Raw genomic sequence first — 22,916 nt, forward strand, 5'->3', positions numbered from 1 at the left:
GTAGAGGAGTCTATTTATACTACCACTTACTTTGCTTCGGGATGAACCCGAGTCAGTCTGGGTCGCTGAATCCTTTATTGGGTAAGCTTTTCAACCTGTTTGACACTCTCTTACTCGAAAAAATGAGCGAACGGTGAGATCTGAGCCGATTGTCAATGCCTTCGATTTTCTCGTCTAACACTTTAATATCCCCTTTGATATCGGCTATTCCTATTTCTACTTTTGTCAAGCGCTCATCAATTTTATCGAATTTTTGACTAACTTCCTTGATACTATCTTTAATTTCTTTAAGGACGACATCAAGGGAATAAGTAACAGTTTCGTTAGACATTTGGTAAACTCCTATACTGCATCTGGCTTGGATATAATTTTATCTCAAGTCTAGGCTTTAAGAAAATTTTCTTTCAGGAGCGGTTAACTGTAGTTGTGTTGAGGATTAGACAACTCAGATATTACTGGAAAAAAATACTTTCCAACCGGCCGTAACAATGGCACTTCCCAAAAGGATAATCAATGTCCAGACCTGATTTTTTTGGGTTCCCTCTACCGATATTAGCCGATTGTCGATGCCTTCGATTTTCTCGTCTAATACTTTAATATCCCCTTTGAGATCGGTTAATCCTATTTCTACTTTGGTTAAGCGCTCATCAATCTTATCGATCTTCCCCTCAATCCTTGTGAGGACAGCTTCTAGGGAATAAGTAACAGTTTCGTTAGACATTTGGTAAACTCCTACACTGCATCTGGTTGGATATAATTTTATCTTAAGTCTAGGCTTTTTGGTATTCCTTACCCTATAGTTAACTTCACTTCTGTCCAACCACTGAGATAGTGTTAGCTGAAAACTTCGCCACTTTCTTGTCACTCGATCGAATCTAAAACCTAATTGGTTAAGCTAAAAGCTTTTAGATACTTAGTTTCTAGCCTTTATAATCCTAACTGCCAATTTTTTCGGGAACTTCCTAACATCCCATTCATCTTAAAACCCAGATTCCACAGGCAAAAAGGAGGAAATCCAGAGGAGTTTCAGGCTTTTTTCCTAGCCCTCTCGGTTTTCTTTTGCTATAAATTGGGTTATGTGTGCAAAGGAGTGAGCGAGTGACGTTTAGCATCGAACCAAAAATTATCAATCCGTCCAAAAACCGTCATGATTATCAATTGTCGGAAGTAATTCGCTATCGTGCTTGGGTAGAGATCGATCGCTCGGCCTTACAACAAAACGTGCGAAAAGTCAAGGCCTTATTAGCCCCAAAAACGGAATTAATGGCGGTAATTAAAGCCGATGCTTACGGACATGGGGCAGTTAAAGTGGCTAACAGCGTTTTAGAAGCCGGAGCGCAGTCTTTAGCCATCGCGACTATCGGGGAAGGTATCGAACTACGGGAAGCGGGAATCGTTGCCCCAATTATGATTTTAGGGGCAGTCAATACCCCAGAAGAAGTGGCAGCCCTGGCCCATTGGCAATTGCAACCCACCCTGGTGCAAATCGAACAGGTGCAAATTTTTGCCGCCGTTATGAGACGCTTAGAGCAGCGGCTGCTAGTCCATATCAAACTAGATACGGGGATGTCTCGCTTAGGTACACAATGGCACAACGGCACCAAATTCGTCGAACAGGTTTTAGAGGCTCCTAACCTGAAAATTGCCAGTATATACTCGCATTTTGCCACGGCTGATGATCCGAATCCCGAAATCATGCAGTTACAACGGCAAAGATTCCAACAAGCGATCGCCGAGTTAAGATCAAAAGGTTATCATCCCCCCTGTCTGCATTTAGCCAACTCTGCCGCTACCCTAAGCGATCGATCTCTGCACTACGATCGAGTTAGAGTCGGATTAGCTCTCTACGGTCTTTATCCTGCCGATCATCTCACCGATAAAGTTCCTTTGCAACCGGTGCTGCAAGTAAAAGCACGCATTGCCCAAGTCAAAACCATTGCCGCCGGCTCGGGAGTGAGTTATGGTCATCAGTACATAGCGGCAAAAGACACCCGTATTGCTGTGGTCGGTATCGGTTACGCCGATGGAATTCCCCGCAATCTCTCCAATCGTTTAAAAGTATCCCTGAGAGGACGTTTAGTACCCCAAATCGGCGCGATAACCATGGATCAGTTAATGATTGACGTGAGCGAGATTCCAGAGGTAAAAACAGGGGAAATCGTCACCCTTATCGGTAAAGACGGCCCACAGTGCATTACCGCCGACGATTGGGCGCGGGATTTAGGTACGATATCCTGGGAGATTCTCTGCGGTTTTAAGCATCGTTTGCCGCGAGTTATTATTAGCAATGGGTGATTAGGGTTTGCGGCAAAAAGTTTTTCCTGGGGGCAGGGTGTGGGGTGCGGGGTTTTAGGGATTTTTATCTGGTCAATTACCTAATTTTCAGAGAAAAAGTACCTGAATTTTTCACCCGATCACTCCCATATTTTGTACTTTTTGGTTTCCAAAAAGTCTAAAAGTTTTAGTCAAGAAGGTTTTCACATTTATTGAGTAAGCCCTAATTATGGCGGTGATCTTAAAAATGTCAATTAGACATCTCCAAAGATTTATAAGTCAGTCACAGCAAGGGAAACAGGAAGATTAGACCAAGAGCCCGATTATGTTACGCTACCGCTAACCCATCCTACAAATAATTGTGCCTCCCTACTTAGATACTTGCCTTGGTCAAGTGCGATCGCTAATTGTCAGGCTAGATCAGGAGATGAATTCTCCGGTGCTTTAGGTTAGAATAAACAGGATTAATCGACGGCAACTGATTAGTTTTACCCTAGAGGCAGCGATGACTATAAGCAAAGATCTACCCTTACCCCCCGGCAGTTTCGGATTACCCCTATTAGGAGAAACAATCGCTTTTTTGACCGATCGAGATTTTGCCAGTAAACGTCATAATAAATATGGTCAACTTTTCCGTACTCATATTTTTGGCAGTCCCACGATTATTTTATCCGGTACCGAAGCTAACCGGTTTCTCCTCAGCAACGAGAATAAATACTTTGCAGCAACTTGGCCTAAAAGTACCAAAACTCTCCTAGGTAGCGAATCTTTAGCGGTGCATACGGGAGATGTTCACGCTTCCCGTCGTCGTTTAATCTATCAAGCTTTTCAACCCCGCTCCCTAGCAAGTTATATCCCTACGGTAGAAACAATTACCGCTCACTATTTAGAGCGTTGGCAAACCGCAAAAACCCTGTCATGGTATCCTGAATTAAGAAACTATACTCTCGATATCGCCTGTAAATTATTTATCGGTCTTGACCAGGGTTCTGCTACCAAATTAGGAGAAGCTTTTGATACTTTTTCTGCGGGACTATTTACCCTTCCCCTTCCCCTTCCCTGGACAGCTTTCGGCAAAGCATTACGCTGTCGAGAAGAATTACTGCAAGCGATCGAAACTATTATTTTAGAAAGACAAAAAAATGATGACTTAGGCCAGGATGCTCTGGCTATCCTTGTACAAGCTAAAGACGAAAACGGTGAAAGTTTATCCTTAGCGGAATTAAAGGATCAAGTGCTATTATTACTCTTTGCCGGTCATGAAACTTTAACCTCCGCTATCGCCACTTTCTGCCTACAAATGGCACTGCATCCCGATATTTTTCAGCTTGTCCTTGAGGAAATAACTAATTTTGATCTATCCACCCCTTTAAGCGTCGATACCCTCAAACAGATGACCTATTTAGATCGCGTTTTAAAGGAAGTTTTACGTTTTACTCCCCCCGTGGGAGGAGGATTCCGTCGGGTAATAGAAGACTGTCAATTTAACGGTTATCATTTGCCGAAAGGATGGGTAGTGCAGTATCAAATCAGCAATACCCATAAAGATAATAATATTTATTCCCATCCTGAAACCTTCGATCCCGATCGCTTTTTAGCCGAGGAAAAACCCTACGGATATATCCCCTTTGGTGCGGGATTGCGCGAATGTATTGGCAAAGAATTCGCTCGTTTAGAGATGAAAATTTTAGCCGTCCGTTTAGTAGAAAAATACGATTGGCAATTACTCCCTAATCAAGATCTCACCCTCACCACTATCCCCACTCCCCATCCTCGCGACGGTTTACAAGTCACCTTTCAACCCCGTTAACCAGTTAGGATAAAAAAACTTTAAAAACAGTTTAGCGTTTTTATCGTAGCCGTGAAATTTATTTCACGGCATTTATTGTGGGAAATGCTCAGATTTTGAGCAGTCGGTGGAACTGACAGAGGTTAATCAGCAGCGGGTAAAGCTTTCGATAATTCTCCATTTTGCTGATGATTTGGTCTATCAAATTCGAGAACTAAGTAACGAATTAAACGCGCTAGGGATTTTTGTAGCAAACCTTCAGCAATTTTTTGTCCCATCTGTTGGGTTTCCGGTTTAGCGATTAGTTTCGTCATCACTGGCACCATAGCCATGGCATCGAATCCTTTTGTTTCCTGTAAAATACTAAAGATGTTGCGAAGATGCTCAAAACTCTTAGCATCACCCAACAATTCTGGGGGAGTTTCTTGCACCGCTAAACCCACCTGTTGCCGGAAATTAACCGTGAGATTAAACCAAGTGCGACGGCCAAAATTATCGAGGGTATTTACTAACTCATTCACTAATTTTTCGCGGATAAATATACCCCTGTCTGACAGAAGAAAATCTAACGCTTGTTCGCTGACTTTCTCGAAGTTAAAATCATTAGAATCTTTAGCATTACGCAGGAGATTTTCTAAACGATTCCAGCGAAAAGTACCGTCTTTAAACAATAAATCCCGCAGGGAATCTCGCAACTCCGTGGAAGGATCGGTGAGCAGACGTTTAGCAATATAAGGATAGGCTTTACTCAGTACCTTAAAATTAGGATCGATGCCAATTGCAATTCCCTCTAAAGTCACCATCGAGCGAATAATCAGGGCATAATAGGCGGGAACTCGAAAGGGAAACTCATACATCATCGCCGACATTTTATCGGTGATACTTTTAAAGTTTAATTCTGCCACACTCGCCCCTAAAGCATTACCGAAAACTTCCGAAAAAGCGGGAACAATTGGCTCTAAATTGGTGGTTGGTGACAGGAAGTCTAATTTAACATAATCCTTGGCCAAAGACTCAAAATCCCGGTTGACTAAATGCACCACCGCTTCGATTAAACCGTAGCGTTGATAGGGTTCAATATTGCTCATCATGCCGAAATCAAGATAAGCTAATTTACCGTCGGGAGTCGCTAATAAATTACCCGGATGGGGATCCGCATGGAAAAATCCGTGTTCAAGTAATTGACGCAAAGAACACTGCACCCCCACATTAACTAAGTGGGTGGCATCAATACCCTGGGCCTGAATTTCTTTGATATTAGTTAATTTTGTGCCGTCCACCCACTCCATGGTTAAAACCCGTCGCCCGGTATATTTCCAGTAGATTTTGGGGATGTAAATTTCGGCAATATGACCATAAAGTTGAGCGAATTTTTCGGCGTTTTGTCCCTCGTGCAGATAATTAATTTCTTCAAAAATACGACTGGCTAATTCGTCGGTAATTGCCACTAAATCGGAGCGAAGTCTTTTAACATTAATTTTCGCCCAACTCGCCAAACTACGCATGATATACACATCTAAAGTTATACAGCGAATCAAATCGGGACGCTGTACTTTAACGGCGACTGTCTCTCCGGTTTTTAATTTACCTTTGTAAACTTGTCCTAGGGAAGCGGCCGCTATGGGATTGGGGGATAATTCTGCATAAATTTCTTCAGGAGAATAACCTAATTCTTCTTCGATAAAACGATAGGCAATTTCATTAGGAAAAGAGGGAATTTGATCCTGGAGAGTGGTTAATTCTTCTAAATATAAAGGCGGTACTAAATCAGGACGGGTAGAGAGAGCTTGACCGATTTTAATATAGGTTGGTCCCAATTTGGTCAACATTTCCCGCAATTGTACGGCCCGTCTAATTTCATTTTTTGGCGATTTTCCCCGCAGTTTATCCGACCAGATACCGATGACAAAAGATAAAACCGGTAGGGCAATTTCGATTAATCTCCCCAAAACGTCTAGAGGTCGCCCACGGTAATAGTCGTTAATAACTTCGGGATTGTAGCGCCAACTCTCGGCTACGTTGTCATCCATGGGGCCGATATTTTCCCGATGCTCTTCGGGAATATGGACGGGCTGCACTTCAACAGTAATCGCTTCTTCGGGTTGCGTCTCTGGGGAGATCATCTGTTCGGACATAGTTCGGTGACAAGGCTGGGTGATTTGTAAACTATTGTAACAAGTATCGGCTTTCTGCCCGATCTTGTTTCTGTCTCCCCGAATGGTTAGGGACTTGCGTGGGAATAATATCCCAATCGATCGGGGGGCGCAAGCTTTGCGCCCCTACAGTAACGGATTTTGTCCACAATGTAGGGGCGAACTGCGTTCGCCCAAAAGGTACATTATCAAAGCGCAAGTCCCTTATCGGTGTTTTTGACGATTTCGAGGCTGATAACCTATAATGCTGTTCGTAATTTAAATTGCTTGTTGAGATCAGGCCGTCGGCAGGCTTCGTTAATGCCTCTCAAAGTATTCTACAATAGCTCTCGCTATCGATTCTGCACCATCTTTAGGCAGTTTAACCTTTAATCTTGGCGGTTGGGGAGCTTGGCGTAAAAAGTCCCAATTACCCTGAAAAAATTCTTCACTGCTAATGATTTGATGATAACTATAATCTTGGATTCCAGCCAATAAAATCGCTGATTCGGCGAAACCTTCTCGAATTAGGGAAACAATCGGCACCTCTAATTTTAAAGCCTCGGCAAAGGTACTATATCCCGGTTTGGAAATAATTCGATCGCACAGGGGCATAAAATCGACAGGACGATAGCTCCGATCTGGTTTATCCTGTAAGCGGACTAAATTGGGCAGTTCGGGCGCGTTTTTTTCAAAAGTGATAAATTGCCAATCGGGAAAACTGGCGAGGTTATCATAGGGAATTGCTTCTAATCCTAACCCACCAAAACTCAATAAAATAGTTTTTTCTTTAGGGGAATTTAGCTTAAATTCCTGTCGCAATTCTTCTTCACTGTAGCAAGGTGTACCCCCGGTTAAACCTGCCTCGGTAACGTGAGGAAATGCTGTCATTGCTTCTGCTAAAGGCAGTTTAAACAGGCGATCGCATTGATTATAACAACGACTGATCCAATCACTAATACCCGCAAATTCTTCACCCCAATCACGATAGATAAAATCCCAACCAAAGTTACCAATCATCCAACAAGGAAGCCCCGCACTTTTAGCAATTAGTGCCGCTAAAGGCGGTAAATCGGCTACAACTAAACCCACACGATTAGTTTTAATAAAATTAACTTCACTGGCAATAATTGCCCTTGATTGAGCAATTATTTGTTCTAATTTTTCTTTAGTAGCTAATTTATCCATCGTTAAACTATCCGATTGGATTACCCCCACATCAAACCCCCGATGTCTTTGAATATATTCTCCAGATATATAGGAATCTAATAACCAGCGCGGAGCAGTGGTGACTAATATCGGCAAAATTTCGGGATTAAGTTCAATAATATTAGCTACCACCGAAGCAGTGCGGACGGCATGGCCAAAACCATGATTAGTAATGGCGAAATAAACAACAGGACGAGACATAAATAGCAAGTAAGGTGAGAATAATAAGCGATAAATTTTGTTTTTCAGACCGTAGATAAGAATTACCCTTAATTTTAGGGAGGCAAATGAGGCAGTATATAAATACTAGCAAAAGCATAATATTCCGCTCCCGGTTGACAAGCTTCTTGCAGTAAAGATAAAGCCTCCCAGTCTCCTTGTTTTGCTAAACGTAATAATGCTAACAACCTTTTAATATATTGACTACGATGGTTGATTAATTCTTTTCGTCCACGCATACCATTGAGATCGAACAAATCTTCAACAATTTGACCACGCCTATCCCGACCATAAACACTGGCCAATTTTGCCATTCCATCCCAAACAAATTCAAGATGTGTATTCGGATCGGTTACTCCATCCGTGGGGTCTATTAACAGAGGATTTCCTGTGATATCATCGAGAGGAAAATTTGTGCCTTTGTGATTGGCATCATTACATTTATCACAAGAAAGCAGTAAATTCTCCCAAGTAAAAGTCAGATTAGGATACTGGCTTTTTGGATAAAAATGTTCGATCGCTCCGTAAGTTACCACTGTAATCTTACTTTCACAGTAAGCGCATTTCCCATTAAACATTTTAACTAATGCTTCTTTAACTTGCGGATGACTGTATTTATTTTGTGCTTTGTTAATGTCAGCTTTAGTTGCCTTGTTGTTTGATTTTATTGATTCTAAAGCCTCTAGCCAACGAGCGGCATTTTTAGCTAATACGGGTGGCTTTGATATTCTCGTGACAGCAATCAAGATAAACGCTCCTCTAGTAAGGCATCAATTCTGGATTCTAAACTATTAGGTTGACTAATTTCGCTAAAGGGTTTAACGTCTTGAACAAATAATGACAGTTGTTCATATTCTTCCTTTTCTTCTGCTGCCAGATTTTTATTTTTACGATTTAGTTGGTGGTAACGCTTAATTTTATTTTCTGTCTCAGTGGGAAAGGTTGATTTCAAACCAAAAGCAGCACTTGTTAAAGTACGATCAACATTAGCCGCTAATTCTAAATAAGGAATTTCTACAATCTGTGATTCACCCTCTACCAGATCGATTCGTAGGGTTAAAGACTTGTCCCCTGCACCGGCAGCGATTAAAGGACTATGAGTAGCGACAAAGAATTGAAGCTTGGGAAAAACTTCCTGTAACCATCCAGCAATTTCCCTTTGCCAAGAAGGATGTAAATGAACATCTAACTCATCGATTAAGACGACTCCAGAAGCCTCTGTGAGGTTATCTAGATTGGGGAAGGATTGTAATAATCGCCAAATTAAATCCCCAGCTAAAGCAATCATACTCCGAAAACCATCGGATAAACTAATGGTTGGAACTTTTTGACCGTTAACTAGAAACTGAATCAAGCCATCGGCAGTTACTTCAGCAATTTCTACATTACCGGGTAACAGTTTAGTAATTGCTTCTTCGCCGATTTTTTTCATTTGTTTGGCTTGACTATCTTCAGGATTTTTGGCTATTCGATAATCTAAATGCACCATCCATCTCTCAAAAGAACTTAAAGATGTATCCTCATTAAATTGGCTGAAAAAGTTGCTAGAGCGTTGCGGGGGTTCAAGACTAGGAATAATCACTTGACTCACTCGTGTCAAACGACGGAAAGCTCCATAACCGACGGCAAACCAACCATGACTATCGGAGGCAAAAGCATTGGCTCGCAACCAACTCAAAATTTTGCTATTTTCTTCGATTAATGCTGGTTCTGTATAGGTTTGTTTGTCCTTACTGCCTCCTAACTCTAACCTTTCCTTGCCTGTAACAAAATAGGAATAAGCAAAAGTTTTTCGAGTTTTATCTATACCAAATTTTCCCGCATCCCCATCTTCTTGATGAAGCACTGCGGTTAATTTACCCGGTGTCTTGGGATTACATATCCAACCAGTCGGACGTGGTAATAATTCTTTGGCTGCTTCTGGTCCGGCGAGCAGCAAAGCTAAAGCCTGTAAAATCGTGCTTTTTCCTACTCCATTTTCTCCTAATAAAGTGATCCAATGATAAGGTTTAGCACGCCCATGACGTTTATTATCGGGATTAAGAATAAATTTAATCTCTTGATTCTGGAAGCATTTAATGTTTTCGAGTTTTATACTTTCAACCCACATGGACATTCCCCCAGAGAATAACAGCGATCGATAAAATTCTAGCTTATTTGGCCACATCTAGCCCTTTTTGCCCTTCATCTCTAAATCCAGTCAAAAACCCTCTCTTTGGGGAGAGGGTGAATTAGGTTTAGGAATTTTCCTCTAATCCAAAGACGCGATTAAAAGCTTTCAAGACTTTATAACCAGAATCGATCGATTCTAGGGGATCTTTCCGCAAACGGTGACGTAAACAGAGAACAATTACTCGACGGATATCATCTACCGTCACAGTGGTCCGTCCTTCCAAAGCGGCCAGAGCTTTAGCGGCGCGATTGGTAACGATATCGCCGCGCAATCCATCCACGTCTAACTCGGAACAAACCTCGGAAATTTTCACCCGCAGATCATAATCAAGCTCCACAGAAGGCAAAAGATTCTGGGCCTCCACTAGCTTTCTTTGCAGTTCTTCCTGTTCTAAGTTATATTTCTCTAAAAACGAGATAGGATTGCCATCAAATTCCGCACGCTGTTCCACGATTTTGACCCGTAGAGGTGGTTCTTTGACGGTGTGAATCTCGGCGTGCATTCCGAAGCGATCGAGCAGTTGTGGGCGCAATTCTCCCTCTTCTGGGTTGCCTGATCCCACCAAAACAAACCGGGCCGGATGACGGATGGAAATTCCTTCCCGTTCCACCGTATTCCAACCACTAGCGGCCGAATCCAATAGCACATCGACGAGGTGATCGTCAAGTAAATTGACTTCATCCACATAGAGAATGCCTCGGTTAGCTTTGGCCAGCAAACCAGGTTCAAAAGCTTTTACCCCTTCTGACAGGGCCTTTTCGATGTCAATCGTGCCACAGACCCGATCCTCCGTCGCACCGAGGGGCAAATCTACCATAGTGACTTTTTTCTTGGCAATGGTCAAGGGGATAGCTTCATCCACCTTTTGCCGCACCTCATCGCTCATTAAATCGGGATCATTGGGGTCAGAATTAAAGGGATCGTTAGCAACTACGTCAATTTCTGGTAAAAGGTCAGCTAAAGCCCTAATTGTGGTCGATTTTCCCGTACCTCGATCCCCCATAATCATCACCCCGCCAATTTTGGGGTCGATGACGTTGAGCATTAGGGATAATTTCATTTCTTCCTGGCCGACAATAGCGGTGAAGGGAAAAACCACGCGGCGAGTTTTCGGAGGAGCTTGGGGAGTCACGGTCATAAGTGGATTCAAAAGTCAATAGTTGTTGAGTAAAGAATTATATCTAGTGTGGGTTCTAGCCGTCAGCTTTCAGCAAAGCCTTATCATTGTAAGTCTTTTTCCCTGCTTTTTAGTATCCAGCGCCAGAGGGGATGATGCGGCCCTTTGGCCCGAATTTTCTGCACCCGTTGCTCTAAGCGCAGTTTTTCTCTGGGGGAAAGTCCTAAAATAATATTGCGACTTTGCCAGACTAACACTGCTCCTGTAATGGCAACACAAAAGGCTAGACCGATAGAAGCCCAGTAATTGAAAGCTAAAGCATATCTTACGGCTGTCCATGTAAAATATTGCCGCATTAAGGCTATATCATCCCGTAAAAGCCATAAACTAACCGAACCAATCCCTAACCAACAACCCAACACGAATAACCAACGACCCCATACCGTCAGTCGATGTAATCTTTGGACTTGTTGCTGTAGTTCAGAATTGGCCATTTCAGTTATCAGTGAGCAGTAATTCAGTGGGGGTGTGGGGTGTGGGGTGTAGGGTGTGGGGTGTGGGGTGTAGGGTGTGGGGTGATGGGGAAATGGGGTGATGGGGTGATGGGGAGAATCAATAAAGGTAGTCTATTGACAACTGCTCACTGATTACCACTGTCCACTGAAAACTCAAATCTGATAACTGATAACTGATAACTGATAACTGATAACTGAATTATCCCTTGACAATTGCCCCAAAATCTGCTAGAACTCGGGCGTGATTTCGCAGTAAACCCAAGAGATTTAAACGATTGCGACGGACAGATTCTTTTTCGGCCATGACTAACACACTATTTTCGCCATCGAAAAAGTCAGCCACCACGGGAGAAATTGCCGTTAAAGCAGTGACAAGACGCTGATAATCTCTTTGCTCTCTTGCGCTGATAGTTTCGGGAATTAGGGCAATTAAAGCGTCATAAAATGCTTGTTCGGAGGATTGTTCAAATAACTCCCTATTGATGATTCCCTTGGTTTCTAGGGTAGTTGTATCTAAATCTCCTTTTTGTGCCAAACGGGTCGAGCGATTGACGGTTTCATAGATGTTGGCTAACTGACCATCCTGACGAATTTGGCATAAAAAGCGGGCGCGTTCACGGGTATCTAATAAATTTTCTAAAGCGCGAGACTTATACTCCGGATCGTTTTCCCCTAAAACTGCATTAACGAGATCGTAATCTATCCTCAAATCATCAATTAAGAGAGTTTGCAGACGTTGTAAAAAGAAATCTTTAATCAGATTTGCTGGGTTGGGTTTATCGGGATGACAGGTAACAAAATCCTTAGCTATCTGCTCAATTAATGCCAAAAGATTGATATTAAAATTGGCTGACCAGATAATACTAATTATTGCATTGGCAGCCCGACGGAGAGCGAAGGGATCTGAGGAACCAGTGGGCAGCATTCCCAGTCCAAAAATACTGACTAAAGTATCCAAGCGATCGGCAATTCCCACCACTTGACCGGTGATTGTTTCCGGGAGTAAATCCCCGGCATTGCGAGGCAGATAATGTTCAAAAATGCCCCGGGCAACTATAGCCGATTCACCACTAATTAAAGCATATTTTTCGGCCATTACTCCCTGTAATTCGGGAAATTCATAGACCATTTGGGTAACTAAATCCGCTTTACAAAGCATGGCAGTGGACTCTATATCACTGCGACTTTGTTCATCGAGATTTAACTGTTCGACGATCATCTGGGCAATTTCCATAATCCGATCGACTTTATCGCGCATGGTTCCCAATTCTTCTTGGAAAGTGACGGTTTCCAGTTGGGGAAGGAAACTATCTAAGGGTTCATCACAATCGGCAGTATAGAAAAATCTGGCATCCGCTAACCGCGCGCGGATAACCCTTTCATTTCCTGCGGAGATAATCTCAGATTTCTGGGGATCACCATTGGAAATAGTAATAAAATAGGGGGACAAACCCTGGGGAGTTTTGACCGGGAAATAACGCTGGTGTGTCACCATCACAGTAATAATTACTTCTGAGGGTAATTCCAGAAATTCATCGTCAAATTTGCCGACAATTGCCGTGGGATATTCGACTAAGTTGGTCACTTCTGCTAATAAATCTGCGGGAATTTCTGCCACTCCCTCCAGTGTTTTGGCTAGGGTGCTAATCTGATCGGTAATTATCTGTTGACGCACTTGCGGATCCGCTTCCACAAAAATCGATCGCAAACTGGTTAAATATGCTTGGGGATGACTAATGGCTAAAGATTGCGGGTGTAGAATGCGATGACCAAAAGTTAAGCGATCGCTGGTTAAAGTGGTAGAGCCATTAATTAATTCTAGGGGCAAAACTTCCCCATCCACTAAAGTTAATAACCAACGAATTGGCCGGGGAAATCTTAAATCTCCATCTCCCCAACGCATAAAACGTCTTCCTTCCAAACGGGTAATCCATTGGGGAATTAATTCAGTTAAAATCTCGGCTGTTGGACGACCTGGAATCGTTTTTTCAATATAGACAAATTCTCCTTTGTCTGTGGCACGAATGGAGAAAGCAGCGGTGCTAACTCCCTGTTTTCGAGCAAAACCCTCACCCGCGGGGGTAATTTGACCATTTTTGTAGGCGGCACTAACTGGCGGTCCTTTGATCTCCTCGCTGCGAGCTTCTTGCTCCTTCGGTAATCCTGTGATTAACACGGCCAAACGGCGCGGGGTTCCGTAAACTTGAATAGCAGTCGCATCCAGAGATTCCGTCTCTAAACTCTTGCTAACTCTTTCCTGCAATTGTGCGATCGCGCTATCGACAAAATCTGCGGGTAGTTCTTCTGTACCGACTTCAAGTAAAAAATCCATCTGATTGATTGGCCGTGTTTATGCTTCACCAATCATCTAGGCTATCACAGAAGCCGTGTCCTTAGTTTTTGATCAGCTGTACTGCATTTAAACTGCATATGGGAAATTTTAGTACAAATGCTCAAACTTCCTCGACCTAGCTTTGGCTCTGCCCACTCTCCTATCCCTTTTAAATAGTATGCTAGTATAACTATATGGCGATACAATTGCCTTAGCTTGGCTAAGGGTGCAAAGTTGATCTCATATTTTATCTATTATGTCAATAAAGTTATGAAACGATTTCTATTATTATTTTGTGTTCTCGTGAGTTTTTTGCTGTTTATCAGCTTTGGGATTGATGTTTCCTTGTCTGCACTAGCTCTAACTCGACAACAGCTAGAGGGGCCGGGGCAGCTGTTGTATCAATCCCGTCATAGTTTGCGCGATGATACAGGTAGTCCTTGGCAGGTGGTGTTGTTCAAACGAATTAAGGATGGGGAAACCCTAGAAATTAGTTTGCGCTTGGTGGGATTTCCTGAAGGGATTGAGTTTCTGCATGGAGAAAGATTGACGATAACGACGGCTAAAGGCGAAATTTTAGCGGCTAAGGATGCTTTTGCCGAAAAATCACCAGCAGCTAACGTCGGTCAATACGAGATGCGGGATATCTTACCGCGGCTACCCGTTACTGAAGCGATCGAACTTTCCCTACCCCTAGAGGCTCCCCGTCATCTTAACATCCCGATTCCTGTACTTTTAGAATGGCAAAGTCTGCTTTTTTCGGCAAATATTTGACTTTTTGGGTTAGGGTGAAAGATGCAGCAAATTGGAATCAGCGACGATGGGAAAGATTAATTTATTAGTCAGTGCCACCTCTGAGGATTGGATAGAACAGGCAATTAATAATTTAGGGATTATTCTGCTCGATCATTCCCATTGTGAGCGAAAAGCGGCAGGAGTGGCCTTAAATCTCATGTTTCGTTATCCTTCCTACGCTTCCCTGGTGCGGAAATTAACAGCGATCGCACAAGAGGAATTAGAACATTTTGAACAGGTCAATCAATGGTTAGATAAATGGGGAATCCCCCTCGCTCCCTTGAATTCTCCCCCTTATGGTGCTAAATTAAAGGCGCAGATTCGTCACCAAGAACCCGATCGCCTTTTGGATTCTCTGTTGATATCAGCTTTAATTGAGGCGCGTTCCCACGAAAGATTGGGTTTATTGGGAGAGTATTGTCCCGATCCTCAATTAGCTCAATTTTATCGCGGTTTAATGGCTTCCGAAGCGCGTCATTATGGTATTTATTGGCTATTAGCAGCGGATTATTTTGAACGTACAGTGATCGAGCAACGCTTAGAAACCCTAGCGGCGATCGAAAGTGAAATTCTCACTACTCTGCACCCGGAACCTCGTATTCATAGTTGATTGCACTAATAGGGACAATGGCTGCAGCTCACATTTGCAGAAATACGGACAATTAGCAATTATCAGTGACTCTTAAATTATTACAAATATATCAGCAGCTGCCTGTAAGCATCCCACCGAAAAACTAATGCGCGAGGGGTTTGGGGACGGCGCTTGCGTCCCCAACGGGGGGTTTGGGGGGTAGAACCCCCCAAAAGCTTGGATTGAGTGATTAAATCGGAAGTAATGACCAATTTTAGAAGATAGTTTCCCTTTAAAAATCCCAACTTCAGTAGATTTACAAAAATGAGATGCACCCAGGGACAATTAACTATCTAAATTACTCGTTAAACTCAATTTCTCTTTTAGAAAAGGGTAAATCTTGATTAATGGCCTCAATTTCTTCCTGTTCCATTTGATTAATTTCCTGGATATAATTGCGGAGAATTTGAGTCATTTTGCCATGATAGAAACGGTGTAAACTATGATTAGCAGTAGCGGGAAAACCCCGTCTTTTTTTATGTTGTCCTCCCGCACCCGGGTCAAACATGGTAATATTTTGACTAATTGCCCAATCGATCGGTTGATAGTAACAAGCTTCAAAATGTAAACAGTCGTACTCCTGAAAACTGCCCCAGTAACGACCATAAAGATTAGTATCTTTGCGAATACAAAAAGATAAACCCACCGGTTTAGTATCCTTTTCATTTTGGTAGGCAGTAATCAAAACCACTCGCTGACGATAATTCGGATATAATTGTTCAAAAAATTTCTGTGTCAGGTATTTACTTCCCCAATAAAATTTATCACAGGTACTGCTATAAAACCGATAAATTAACGGGAACAAATGATGGGGAATTTCTTCGGCAGCCAGAGTTTTAATAATTAACCCCGCATTAGTAACCGCTTTCCGTTCCCGTTTAATATTGCGCCGTTGATTAGCATTAAAAACCGTCAGATAATCTTCAAAACTTTGAAACCCTTTGTTATTCCAGATATAACTATGATGTAACCAGGGAGTAAAGCCAAAATTTTCCATTAAAATTCGCCATTGGGGATCCACAAAAAGAAAATGACAACCCGACAGATTATTTTGATCACAAAAATGATCAATCGCCGCTATCATTAAAGCCGTAATCTCCAGTTCATTTTCCCCCGGAGCAATTAAAAAACGATAACCTACCGCCGGAGTAAAAGGGGTCATTCCTAACAGTTTCGGATAGTATCTAATCCCCAAACGATGGGAAAGATCTGCCCATTGGTGGTCAAAGACAAATTCACCGTAACTATGACTTTTAATATACAAAGGAGCGGCGGCAATTAACTCAGCACCGCGCCAAACTGTGAGATGAGCAGGTTGCCACCCGGTGCGTCCCGTGGCACTGCCAGAAGTTTCGATATTATGTAACCATTGCCACTCTAGAAAGGGAGTAGTTAGGGGTTGAGCGAGAGCATCCCATTTTTGTTGGGGAATCTCACTCATTTTATCAATCCAAGCGACAGAATATTGAGGTTTAAGCTGTTCTACCATGGGACAAGATAAGTCAACCTTTTTATTTAAGGTAATCTAGTTTTGAGATTTGTGGGAATCTCGTTCAAGGGAATAATGTAAGAAAATTTCTTCTTCCACGGTTTCCACGCTCAAAAGTCGTAATTTTCTGGCAGAATCTGCCAGAAATCCAGTTCCTCCCAGGGGAGTTGCCGCTTTATTGCCTCCTAACAGCAACGGACAAATGGTTAGGTAGATTTCATCGATTAAATCTTCAGCTAAAAGAGAGGCAATTAATTCACCTCCTCCCAGAATCGCCAGTTTTTTGATACCTAGTGCGGTAAATTGACTAAAAATAGCCTTCCAATCGCCGCAGACTAAGACAAGCTCAAATAAACCCCGATTTTCCCATGCCGCCACTTTTTCCGCTGCCGTGATTAACCAGCGCGGGAAAGGCTGCTGAAAAAATTTCATCTGGGGATCAAGCTGGCCTGAATAAGAACAAACGATCTGTATCGGCTGCGGAGATAATCCCCGTTGTTGACGGTATGCGAGAAAATCCCCATGACGGATAGGAAGACTGGTGTGATAAGCGCGCAGGGTGTTAGCACCGAATAAAGCGGCATCCATGCGCGATAAATGTTGTTCTAGACGCATTTTATCGGTAGCAGAGGCAAATCTGGCCGCTGACTGGTAAGCGTCGGCAATTTTACCATCGGCACTCATGGCTAAAATAACTGTGGTGTGAGGACGATTCATGGCAAATGCCCGGGGATATCACCCGGTCCGATTGGTGAATAGGCTAGTATAGTTTGGAGTTTGATAGCAAGAATCAAAGCAATTTTCGCCTATGTCTATCGGTCAATCCTCCTTTCGTCGTATTCTGCTCTCTCGCTTACTCTTGGTTAGTGTTCCTGTACTACTAATGGGAGTTTATGTTACCTATCGTAAGGCGCGATCGGCTTTTTTGGAAATGGCCCGTCAAAATCTCACCGAAAGTGCCATCAGAAAAGCAGACAATATTGAGCAATCAATTCAATTTTTGCGGGCCAATCTGATCACTGCGGGTGAGAGTCTGGTTTTAAAACAGGGAACCTTAGCCGAAAAAGAAACTTTTTTACAACAATTCACGGCGCAGCTTCCTAATCAGATTAACTGTCTGGAGTTAATTGATATTAAGACCAAGAAATTTTTATTAAATCGAGCCTGTGAACCAGAAATTATCAAAGTTTTGCCTCTGGAAAGATGGACAGAAAAACGGACTAGCTCTGCTGGAAATATGGAAAATATTTTAGTGAGAAGTTTACCTCGACAACTTTTAACCAAATCTCCCAATAATAATCGTCAATTAGAATTAGTTTTTGCCCTTCCCATCTACGATAATCAAGGACAATTACAATCTAGTCTGATTCTGCAAACTTCTCTACTTTACCGTGAGAAGGTTTTACCCGGTTCTTTGTCAGGTTATCCCGTGGTTATTTCTGAAAATGGCATTATTCTCGCTCATCCCTATTTTGATCGCATTGGTAGCCATATCAGTCAAGAAGCTGATGCGGAACGTCTCAATCTGATCATCGATAATGCTGTTAGAGGTCAGCAGAGATTTCTCCATTTATTTTCTTTCGAGAAAGATGGCAAAGAATTAGTCGCGGGTTATAGTTCCCTCCCTAGTCCAGTTACGGGAGAATCATCCCAACAATGGGTAGTTTTAGCCATTAGTCCCCTCTCCCAAGCTCTGGCTCCTCTACAACAAATTTGGGAGGCAATTTTTTATCTAATTTCTGGTTTATTATTAGCTTATTTAGTAGTTATTGTACTTATTGCTAGGGATTTAGCTATACCTTTAGAAAAACTGCGAGATTATGCCTTAAATATTCAGAAAATTCCCTCCGAAAAGATTACACCACAAAACTTTAATATTCGAGAAATTAACCAGTTAGCGTCGGCCCTAGAGGAAATGCTCGAACGTTTACGTCTTTGGGGAGAGGAAATAGTTAAGAGTTGGCAAGAAGCGGAAAATGCTAATCAATTAAAAAACCAATTTTTGGCGAATACTTCCCACGAATTACGCACCCCTCTCAATGGTATTATTGGCTCAATTCGTTGCGTTATGGATGGATTTTGTAATAGTGAGGAGGAGGAAAAAGAATATCTGCAACAAGCGGATAAGGCAGCCGTACATCTTTTGGAAATTATTGATGATATTCTCAGTATTGCTAAAATAGAAGCAGGCAAACTTTCCGTTAATCCTGAACCAGTAGATTTACACCAAATTATCAATGAAGTTATTAATTTACAAACAGCATCGCTGCAGGGTAAGCACTTAAAATTAAATTTGCTTTTCTGTCCAGAAAATCCGATAGTCTATGCTGATCCCACTAAATTAAAACAGGTAATTTTGAATGTTATTTCTAACTCAATTAAATTTACCGAGACGGGAACTATTTCTCTGATAACTCACTTAGAATATCCACAGGCTATTATCACTATAATCGATACAGGAATCGGTATCGACCCCCAGCAGCAATTAAAATTATTCCGTCCTTTTGTGATGATTGATGGTTCCACAACTAGAAAATTTAGCGGTACGGGTTTAGGATTAGCTATTTCTAAGAATTTTATGAAAATAATGGGGGGAGATATTACTATCTCTAGTCAAGGTCAAGGTTTAGGAACAACTGTAGAAATTATTCTTCCTCTGGTGGGGGAAAGAAAGCTTGATTTTACCCCACCAGAGGAAAACTCATCTTTGCCGATTCTTCCTTCTCTTAAAAGCTAAAATATCTCTATTTAACTACTGTAATTTATGAGGAATTTAGTTTATAATTCCTCTAAACTTTCTACAGGCAAATTAACCACCTGATAAGCACCAAAAACCTTGATCGCATCGGTATAATTTGTTAATTCTTCTAAAGTTTCTGCGATTAAATGCTGTTGATCCAGATTAATTTCTAGATCAATAAAAAATATGTATTCCCCTAAAGATCGTTTAGTTGGTCGCGATTCAATCCGAGATAAATTAAGCTGACGTTTGGCAAAAACTTCTAAAGGTTTGACTAAAGCACCGGGTTGATCTAAAACTTGAAAAGCGAGGGACATTCGCTCTCCTTGAGGATGGGAAGTTAAAGCCATTACCCAAAAACGGGTACAATTATCGGGATAATCATTAATTGGTTGTATTAATATTGGTACATGATAGAGTTTGGCAGCCCGGGGAGAAGCAATCGCGGCCGAATTAGCCTCTCGATCGAGAAGTTGAATCGCTTCCGTGGTAGAATTGGTGGGAATAATCGGCACGTTAGGTAAATTATTTTCTAGCCATTTTTGACATTGAGCTAAAGCTTGGGGATGGGAATAAACGGTTTTAATTTCTGTTAGCGATTGTTGAGGAGATAGAAGTGCATGGGAAATCGGTAAAACTAATTCTTGTTGAATCTGTAACCTGGGTAATTGCCATAAAGCATCAAGAGTCATTACCACACTTCCTTCGGTGGAATTTTCCACCGGAACCACTGCTAAATCGGCCTGATTTTGGACAACCGATCGCAGGGACAGGGCAATGCTAGGATAGGGTATTAATTGATGAGGCTGGGGTGGTAAACTGTTAGCATAGGCTAAAGCGGCTGTTTCTGAATAGGTTCCCACTGGCCCCAGATAAGCGATCTTTACAGTCATTTAGATTATCCCCGCAAGCAATTTTTTCTAGCTATTACAGCCTTTCTCATAAATATCAAGTATAACCTAATTCAGCCAGCGTTTTCAGTTGATAATTGGGTAAAGGAGCAATATAGTAGGGAACCTTTTTAGCTAACTCTAGGGTACAGGTAATTTTTTTAACTTGGCCCTTACCGCCCAAAAATTTACAATCATAAGTAGCATTGTGCAAAACCTTTTCTATCTGGTCAACCAACAGGATTTTAGTGATAAAATAGTCAGTACGATCCAGTCGTTCGAGAACATCCAAAATTGTCACCCGCTCCCCCGTTAAATCCGTGGAATCAGCCAGAATTTGAATCAGAGACAAACGGGGAGTCTTGCTATCGTAATCGGCTACTTCCGTATCTAACCAAAGAATGGGAAAATGGCAAAAGTGATCGATCGCATTCCTAATAGCGTCGGATTCCGTTAAATAAGGCATGGTTGCAGAGGCTGAAAAATGTATCAAAAAATCTTGATAGCAGTAGATTTGTCGGAGATGGGGGAGAGTGTCTTTAAGGAGGCTGTATCCTTAGCCAGTAAGTACGAAGCTAACCTTCTACTACTGCACGTCCTTTCCCCTGAAGAAGATTATAGCCCTTTACCGATTCCACCCAATTTAGCCGATATTTACCCCGCCCAGGGTAATGATCTGACTCTTGATTTTTGGCGGCAACAATGGGAAGAATTTGAGCAGAAAGGGTTGGCAATGTTGCAAAAAAGAGCTAATCAAGCGGGAGAAATGGGTGTAAAGGGAGAATACCGGCAAATTTATGGTCATGCCGCCAAAACTATCTGTAAAGTGGCGCGAGAGGAAAATATTGATTTAATTGTTATCGGTCGGCGTGGGCGATCGGGTCTAGGAGAGTTATTCTTAGGTAGTGTGAGTAATTATGTTCTCCATTATGCCCCCTGTTCCGTCTTAATTGTTCAACATCCTCAGGACTAAAAATTCCTGTTAGCTATTCCCCTCCTAAAATCCCCAAACGATTAAAAGGAAAAAAGCGAAAAACCGCCCTACCAATCACGTTATTTTCCGGTAAAAACCCCCAGACATGGGAGTCATTGCTATTATTGCGATTATCTCCCATGACAAATAAGTTATTTTCTGGCACGAGCAAAGGCATTAAATTATATTGAGGGGATTCGAGAATATAATCCTCTGCCAAGGGTTGATTATTCAGATAAATTTTGCCCTCCTTGACAGCAATCACATCCCCTGGGGTGGCAATCACTCTTTTAATAAAAGCTTGGTCCTTTTGATATCCCTGTAATTGTAATTGTGCCGGCGGTTCAAAGACGACGATATCCCCCCGTCGAGGAGGATGGAAATCGTAGGAAAGTTTTTCCACCACTAAGCGATCGCCCTGTTCTAAAGTGGGTAACATAGAATCAGAGGGGATAAAACGAGGTTCAGCCACAAAAGTGCGAATCAGTAGGGCTAAAACTAAAGCTATAGTGATAATTTGCAGATTTTCTCGAATAGAAGCCCAAAAACTCTTGGATTTGTCCTTATTAATTTCTTGCTCTTGCATTATTGCCCAGATGATGGTTGGTTTAACTTAGCTTTCGCTTGCTGCCAGAAAACTGTTAATTCCTCTAGTGTATAGTCATGGAGAGGCTTTTCTGCCACGGATTCCACTAGGGAAAAACGTTGAATAAAACGCAGATTAGTCTCTTGTAAAGCGATACTGGGGTCTAAATCATACCAGCGAGCAAGATTGACAATAGTAAAGAGTAAATCGCCTAATTCGGCCTGTTGATGCTCTTTATCGCCCGATTCTAGGGACTCTTGCCATTCTGCTAACTCTTCGCCAAATTTTTCCCAGACTCCTGCGATATTTTCCCATTCAAAACCGACTCGCGCCGCTTGCCGAGAAATTTTCATCGCCCCGATCAAGGGTGGTAAAGTTTGGGCATAACGGGTTAATTTGCCACTAATAGTCGGGTCATTTTTTTCCTCAGCTTTGATTTTCTCCCAATTTTGACGCACCTGTTCGGGATTTTCTAGGGATAGCTCCCCAAAAACGTGGGGATGACGACGAATTAATTTATCAGTGATGCCTCTAGCTACTTCTTCTAGGCTAAAATTACCCTCATCACTGGCAATTTGGGCTTGTAAAACCACCTGTAGCAGTAAATCGCCTAATTCCTCAGCAATGGCAGTTTTATCACCGCTTTTAATCGCCGCTACCACCTCATAAGCTTCCTCGATAACGTAGGGAATCAGGGTTGCCGGGGTTTGGGCTAAATCCCAAGGACAGCCGCTTTCTGGGTCTCGTAAACGGGCAACAACGCTGATTAAATGGTTTAATGCCTCTAAGATGGCCTTGTAGCTGAGATTATCGGTTTCTGGAAGGCTAGACATCGATTTTTTCCGGTTTTCTCGCCCATTATACCGGTTATCAGTGATCAGTTATCAGTGATCAGATGTGAGTTTTCAGTTAACTATACTTTAGACGTTCATAATCTGAGATTTATTAAACTTCTGAAATCGTAGAGTGAGCAAGGAATCCAGTTCTTTTTTATGTTTCAGGTGGGCATCATTCAGACATTCATAAATAGCTGAAGAAAAGTCAGAAAAGTT

The 22,916-nt window shown here is 42.2% G+C and carries 21 protein-coding genes and 1 pseudogene; 6 read left to right on the forward strand and 16 right to left on the reverse strand.

Annotation, left to right across the window (positions count from 1 at the left end; genetic code table 11):
* Positions 1 to 52 precede the first annotated feature (52 nt).
* Positions 53 to 331, reverse strand: coding sequence for a hypothetical protein (locus O9324_RS12315; protein ID WP_288140333.1), 279 nt, complete (start codon positions 329 to 331; stop codon positions 53 to 55).
* Between the two features lie 114 nt (positions 332 to 445).
* Positions 446 to 721 carry a polyhydroxyalkanoate biosynthesis repressor PhaR gene (locus tag O9324_RS12320; protein WP_288140334.1) on the reverse strand — a complete coding sequence of 92 codons (276 nt, stop codon included), beginning with the start codon at positions 719 to 721 and terminating at the stop codon, positions 446 to 448.
* Between the two features lie 377 nt (positions 722 to 1,098).
* On the opposite strand from O9324_RS12320, the gene alr reads away from it, so the two are divergent.
* The gene (gene alr, locus O9324_RS12325; RefSeq protein ID WP_288140335.1) at positions 1,099 to 2,295 is read left to right on the forward strand and encodes an alanine racemase; all 1,197 of its coding nucleotides are present in this window, start codon (positions 1,099 to 1,101) and stop codon (positions 2,293 to 2,295) included.
* 484 nt (positions 2,296 to 2,779) lie between these two features.
* The gene (locus O9324_RS12330) at positions 2,780 to 4,084 is read left to right on the forward strand and encodes a cytochrome P450 (RefSeq protein WP_288140336.1); all 1,305 of its coding nucleotides are present in this window, start codon (positions 2,780 to 2,782) and stop codon (positions 4,082 to 4,084) included.
* Positions 4,085 to 4,206: 122 nt separating this feature from the next.
* Here the strand turns inward: O9324_RS12330 and O9324_RS12335 are convergent, their stop codons facing one another.
* The 7 genes from O9324_RS12335 to glyS form a co-directional block, all read right to left on the reverse strand.
* Positions 4,207 to 6,198: an ABC1 kinase family protein gene (locus O9324_RS12335; RefSeq protein WP_288140337.1), complete on the reverse strand. Its 1,992-nt coding sequence runs from the start codon at positions 6,196 to 6,198 to the stop codon at positions 4,207 to 4,209.
* 315 nt (positions 6,199 to 6,513) lie between these two features.
* Positions 6,514 to 7,605, reverse strand: a complete 1,092-nt coding sequence (locus O9324_RS12340) for a glycosyltransferase family protein (RefSeq protein ID WP_288140338.1) — start codon at positions 7,603 to 7,605, stop codon at positions 6,514 to 6,516.
* A 74-nt stretch (positions 7,606 to 7,679) separates the two neighbouring features.
* Entirely contained in the window at positions 7,680 to 8,369 is a 690-nt protein-coding gene (locus tag O9324_RS12345; RefSeq protein ID WP_288140339.1) for a retron system putative HNH endonuclease, read from the reverse strand.
* Positions 8,366 to 9,739 carry an AAA family ATPase gene (locus O9324_RS12350; protein WP_288140340.1) on the reverse strand — a complete coding sequence of 458 codons (1,374 nt, stop codon included), beginning with the start codon at positions 9,737 to 9,739 and terminating at the stop codon, positions 8,366 to 8,368. The genes O9324_RS12345 and O9324_RS12350 overlap by 4 nt, the downstream gene beginning before the upstream one ends.
* Before the next feature lie 121 nt (positions 9,740 to 9,860).
* Entirely contained in the window at positions 9,861 to 10,934 is a 1,074-nt protein-coding gene (gene bchI, locus O9324_RS12355) for a magnesium chelatase ATPase subunit I (RefSeq protein WP_002778711.1), read from the reverse strand.
* Positions 10,935 to 11,017: 83 nt separating this feature from the next.
* Positions 11,018 to 11,407, reverse strand: coding sequence for a hypothetical protein (locus tag O9324_RS12360; RefSeq protein ID WP_288140341.1), 390 nt, complete (start codon positions 11,405 to 11,407; stop codon positions 11,018 to 11,020).
* 220 nt (positions 11,408 to 11,627) lie between these two features.
* Positions 11,628 to 13,760, reverse strand: a complete 2,133-nt coding sequence (gene glyS / locus O9324_RS12365) for a glycine--tRNA ligase subunit beta (RefSeq protein ID WP_288140342.1) — start codon at positions 13,758 to 13,760, stop codon at positions 11,628 to 11,630.
* Between the two features lie 270 nt (positions 13,761 to 14,030).
* Between glyS and O9324_RS12370 the strand changes: the two genes are divergently transcribed.
* Together O9324_RS12370 and O9324_RS12375 are read left to right on the forward strand one after the other, a co-directional pair.
* A complete protein-coding gene (locus O9324_RS12370) occupies positions 14,031 to 14,534 on the forward strand; it encodes a DUF3122 domain-containing protein (RefSeq protein ID WP_288140343.1) in 504 nt (167 codons plus the stop codon).
* A 46-nt stretch (positions 14,535 to 14,580) separates the two neighbouring features.
* A complete protein-coding gene (locus tag O9324_RS12375; protein ID WP_002770090.1) occupies positions 14,581 to 15,165 on the forward strand; it encodes a MiaE family protein in 585 nt (194 codons plus the stop codon).
* Positions 15,166 to 15,484: 319 nt separating this feature from the next.
* On the opposite strand, the gene O9324_RS12380 is transcribed toward O9324_RS12375, so the two are convergent.
* Positions 15,485 to 16,675 (reverse strand): GNAT family N-acetyltransferase, encoded by a 1,191-nt coding sequence (locus O9324_RS12380; protein ID WP_288140344.1) that lies wholly within the window; start codon positions 16,673 to 16,675, stop codon positions 15,485 to 15,487.
* A gap of 36 nt (positions 16,676 to 16,711) precedes the next feature.
* The gene (locus O9324_RS12385) at positions 16,712 to 17,392 is read right to left on the reverse strand and encodes a RibD family protein (protein WP_287628945.1); all 681 of its coding nucleotides are present in this window, start codon (positions 17,390 to 17,392) and stop codon (positions 16,712 to 16,714) included.
* A gap of 91 nt (positions 17,393 to 17,483) precedes the next feature.
* Here O9324_RS12385 and O9324_RS12390 point away from each other — a divergent pair, with 91 nt between their 5' ends.
* The gene (locus tag O9324_RS12390) at positions 17,484 to 19,412 is read left to right on the forward strand and encodes a sensor histidine kinase (RefSeq protein ID WP_288140345.1); all 1,929 of its coding nucleotides are present in this window, start codon (positions 17,484 to 17,486) and stop codon (positions 19,410 to 19,412) included.
* 41 nt (positions 19,413 to 19,453) lie between these two features.
* On the opposite strand, the gene pheA is transcribed toward O9324_RS12390, so the two are convergent.
* Together pheA and O9324_RS12400 are read right to left on the reverse strand one after the other, a co-directional pair.
* Positions 19,454 to 20,308, reverse strand: a complete 855-nt coding sequence (pheA, locus tag O9324_RS12395; protein ID WP_288140346.1) for a prephenate dehydratase — start codon at positions 20,306 to 20,308, stop codon at positions 19,454 to 19,456.
* A gap of 55 nt (positions 20,309 to 20,363) precedes the next feature.
* Positions 20,364 to 20,771 carry a ribonuclease D gene (locus O9324_RS12400; protein ID WP_228051320.1) on the reverse strand — a complete coding sequence of 136 codons (408 nt, stop codon included), beginning with the start codon at positions 20,769 to 20,771 and terminating at the stop codon, positions 20,364 to 20,366.
* An 18-nt stretch (positions 20,772 to 20,789) separates the two neighbouring features.
* Between O9324_RS12400 and O9324_RS12405 the strand changes: the two genes are divergently transcribed.
* Complete coding sequence (locus tag O9324_RS12405; protein WP_288140347.1) at positions 20,790 to 21,278, forward strand: universal stress protein; 489 nt, start codon at positions 20,790 to 20,792, stop codon at positions 21,276 to 21,278.
* Between the two features lie 13 nt (positions 21,279 to 21,291).
* On the opposite strand, the gene lepB is transcribed toward O9324_RS12405, so the two are convergent.
* The 3 genes and pseudogenes from lepB to O9324_RS12420 all read right to left on the reverse strand — a co-directional run.
* Entirely contained in the window at positions 21,292 to 21,864 is a 573-nt protein-coding gene (lepB, locus tag O9324_RS12410) for a signal peptidase I (RefSeq protein ID WP_288140348.1), read from the reverse strand.
* The gene (gene mazG, locus O9324_RS12415; RefSeq protein ID WP_288140349.1) at positions 21,864 to 22,697 is read right to left on the reverse strand and encodes a nucleoside triphosphate pyrophosphohydrolase; all 834 of its coding nucleotides are present in this window, start codon (positions 22,695 to 22,697) and stop codon (positions 21,864 to 21,866) included. The genes lepB and mazG overlap by 1 nt, the downstream gene beginning before the upstream one ends.
* Before the next feature lie 87 nt (positions 22,698 to 22,784).
* Positions 22,785 to 22,916: pseudogene (locus O9324_RS12420) on the reverse strand (IS630 family transposase); the annotation flags it as partial.

It is taken from the genome of Microcystis sp. LE19-84.1B, assembly GCF_027531875.1.
Classification (GTDB): domain Bacteria; phylum Cyanobacteriota; class Cyanobacteriia; order Cyanobacteriales; family Microcystaceae; genus Microcystis; species Microcystis panniformis.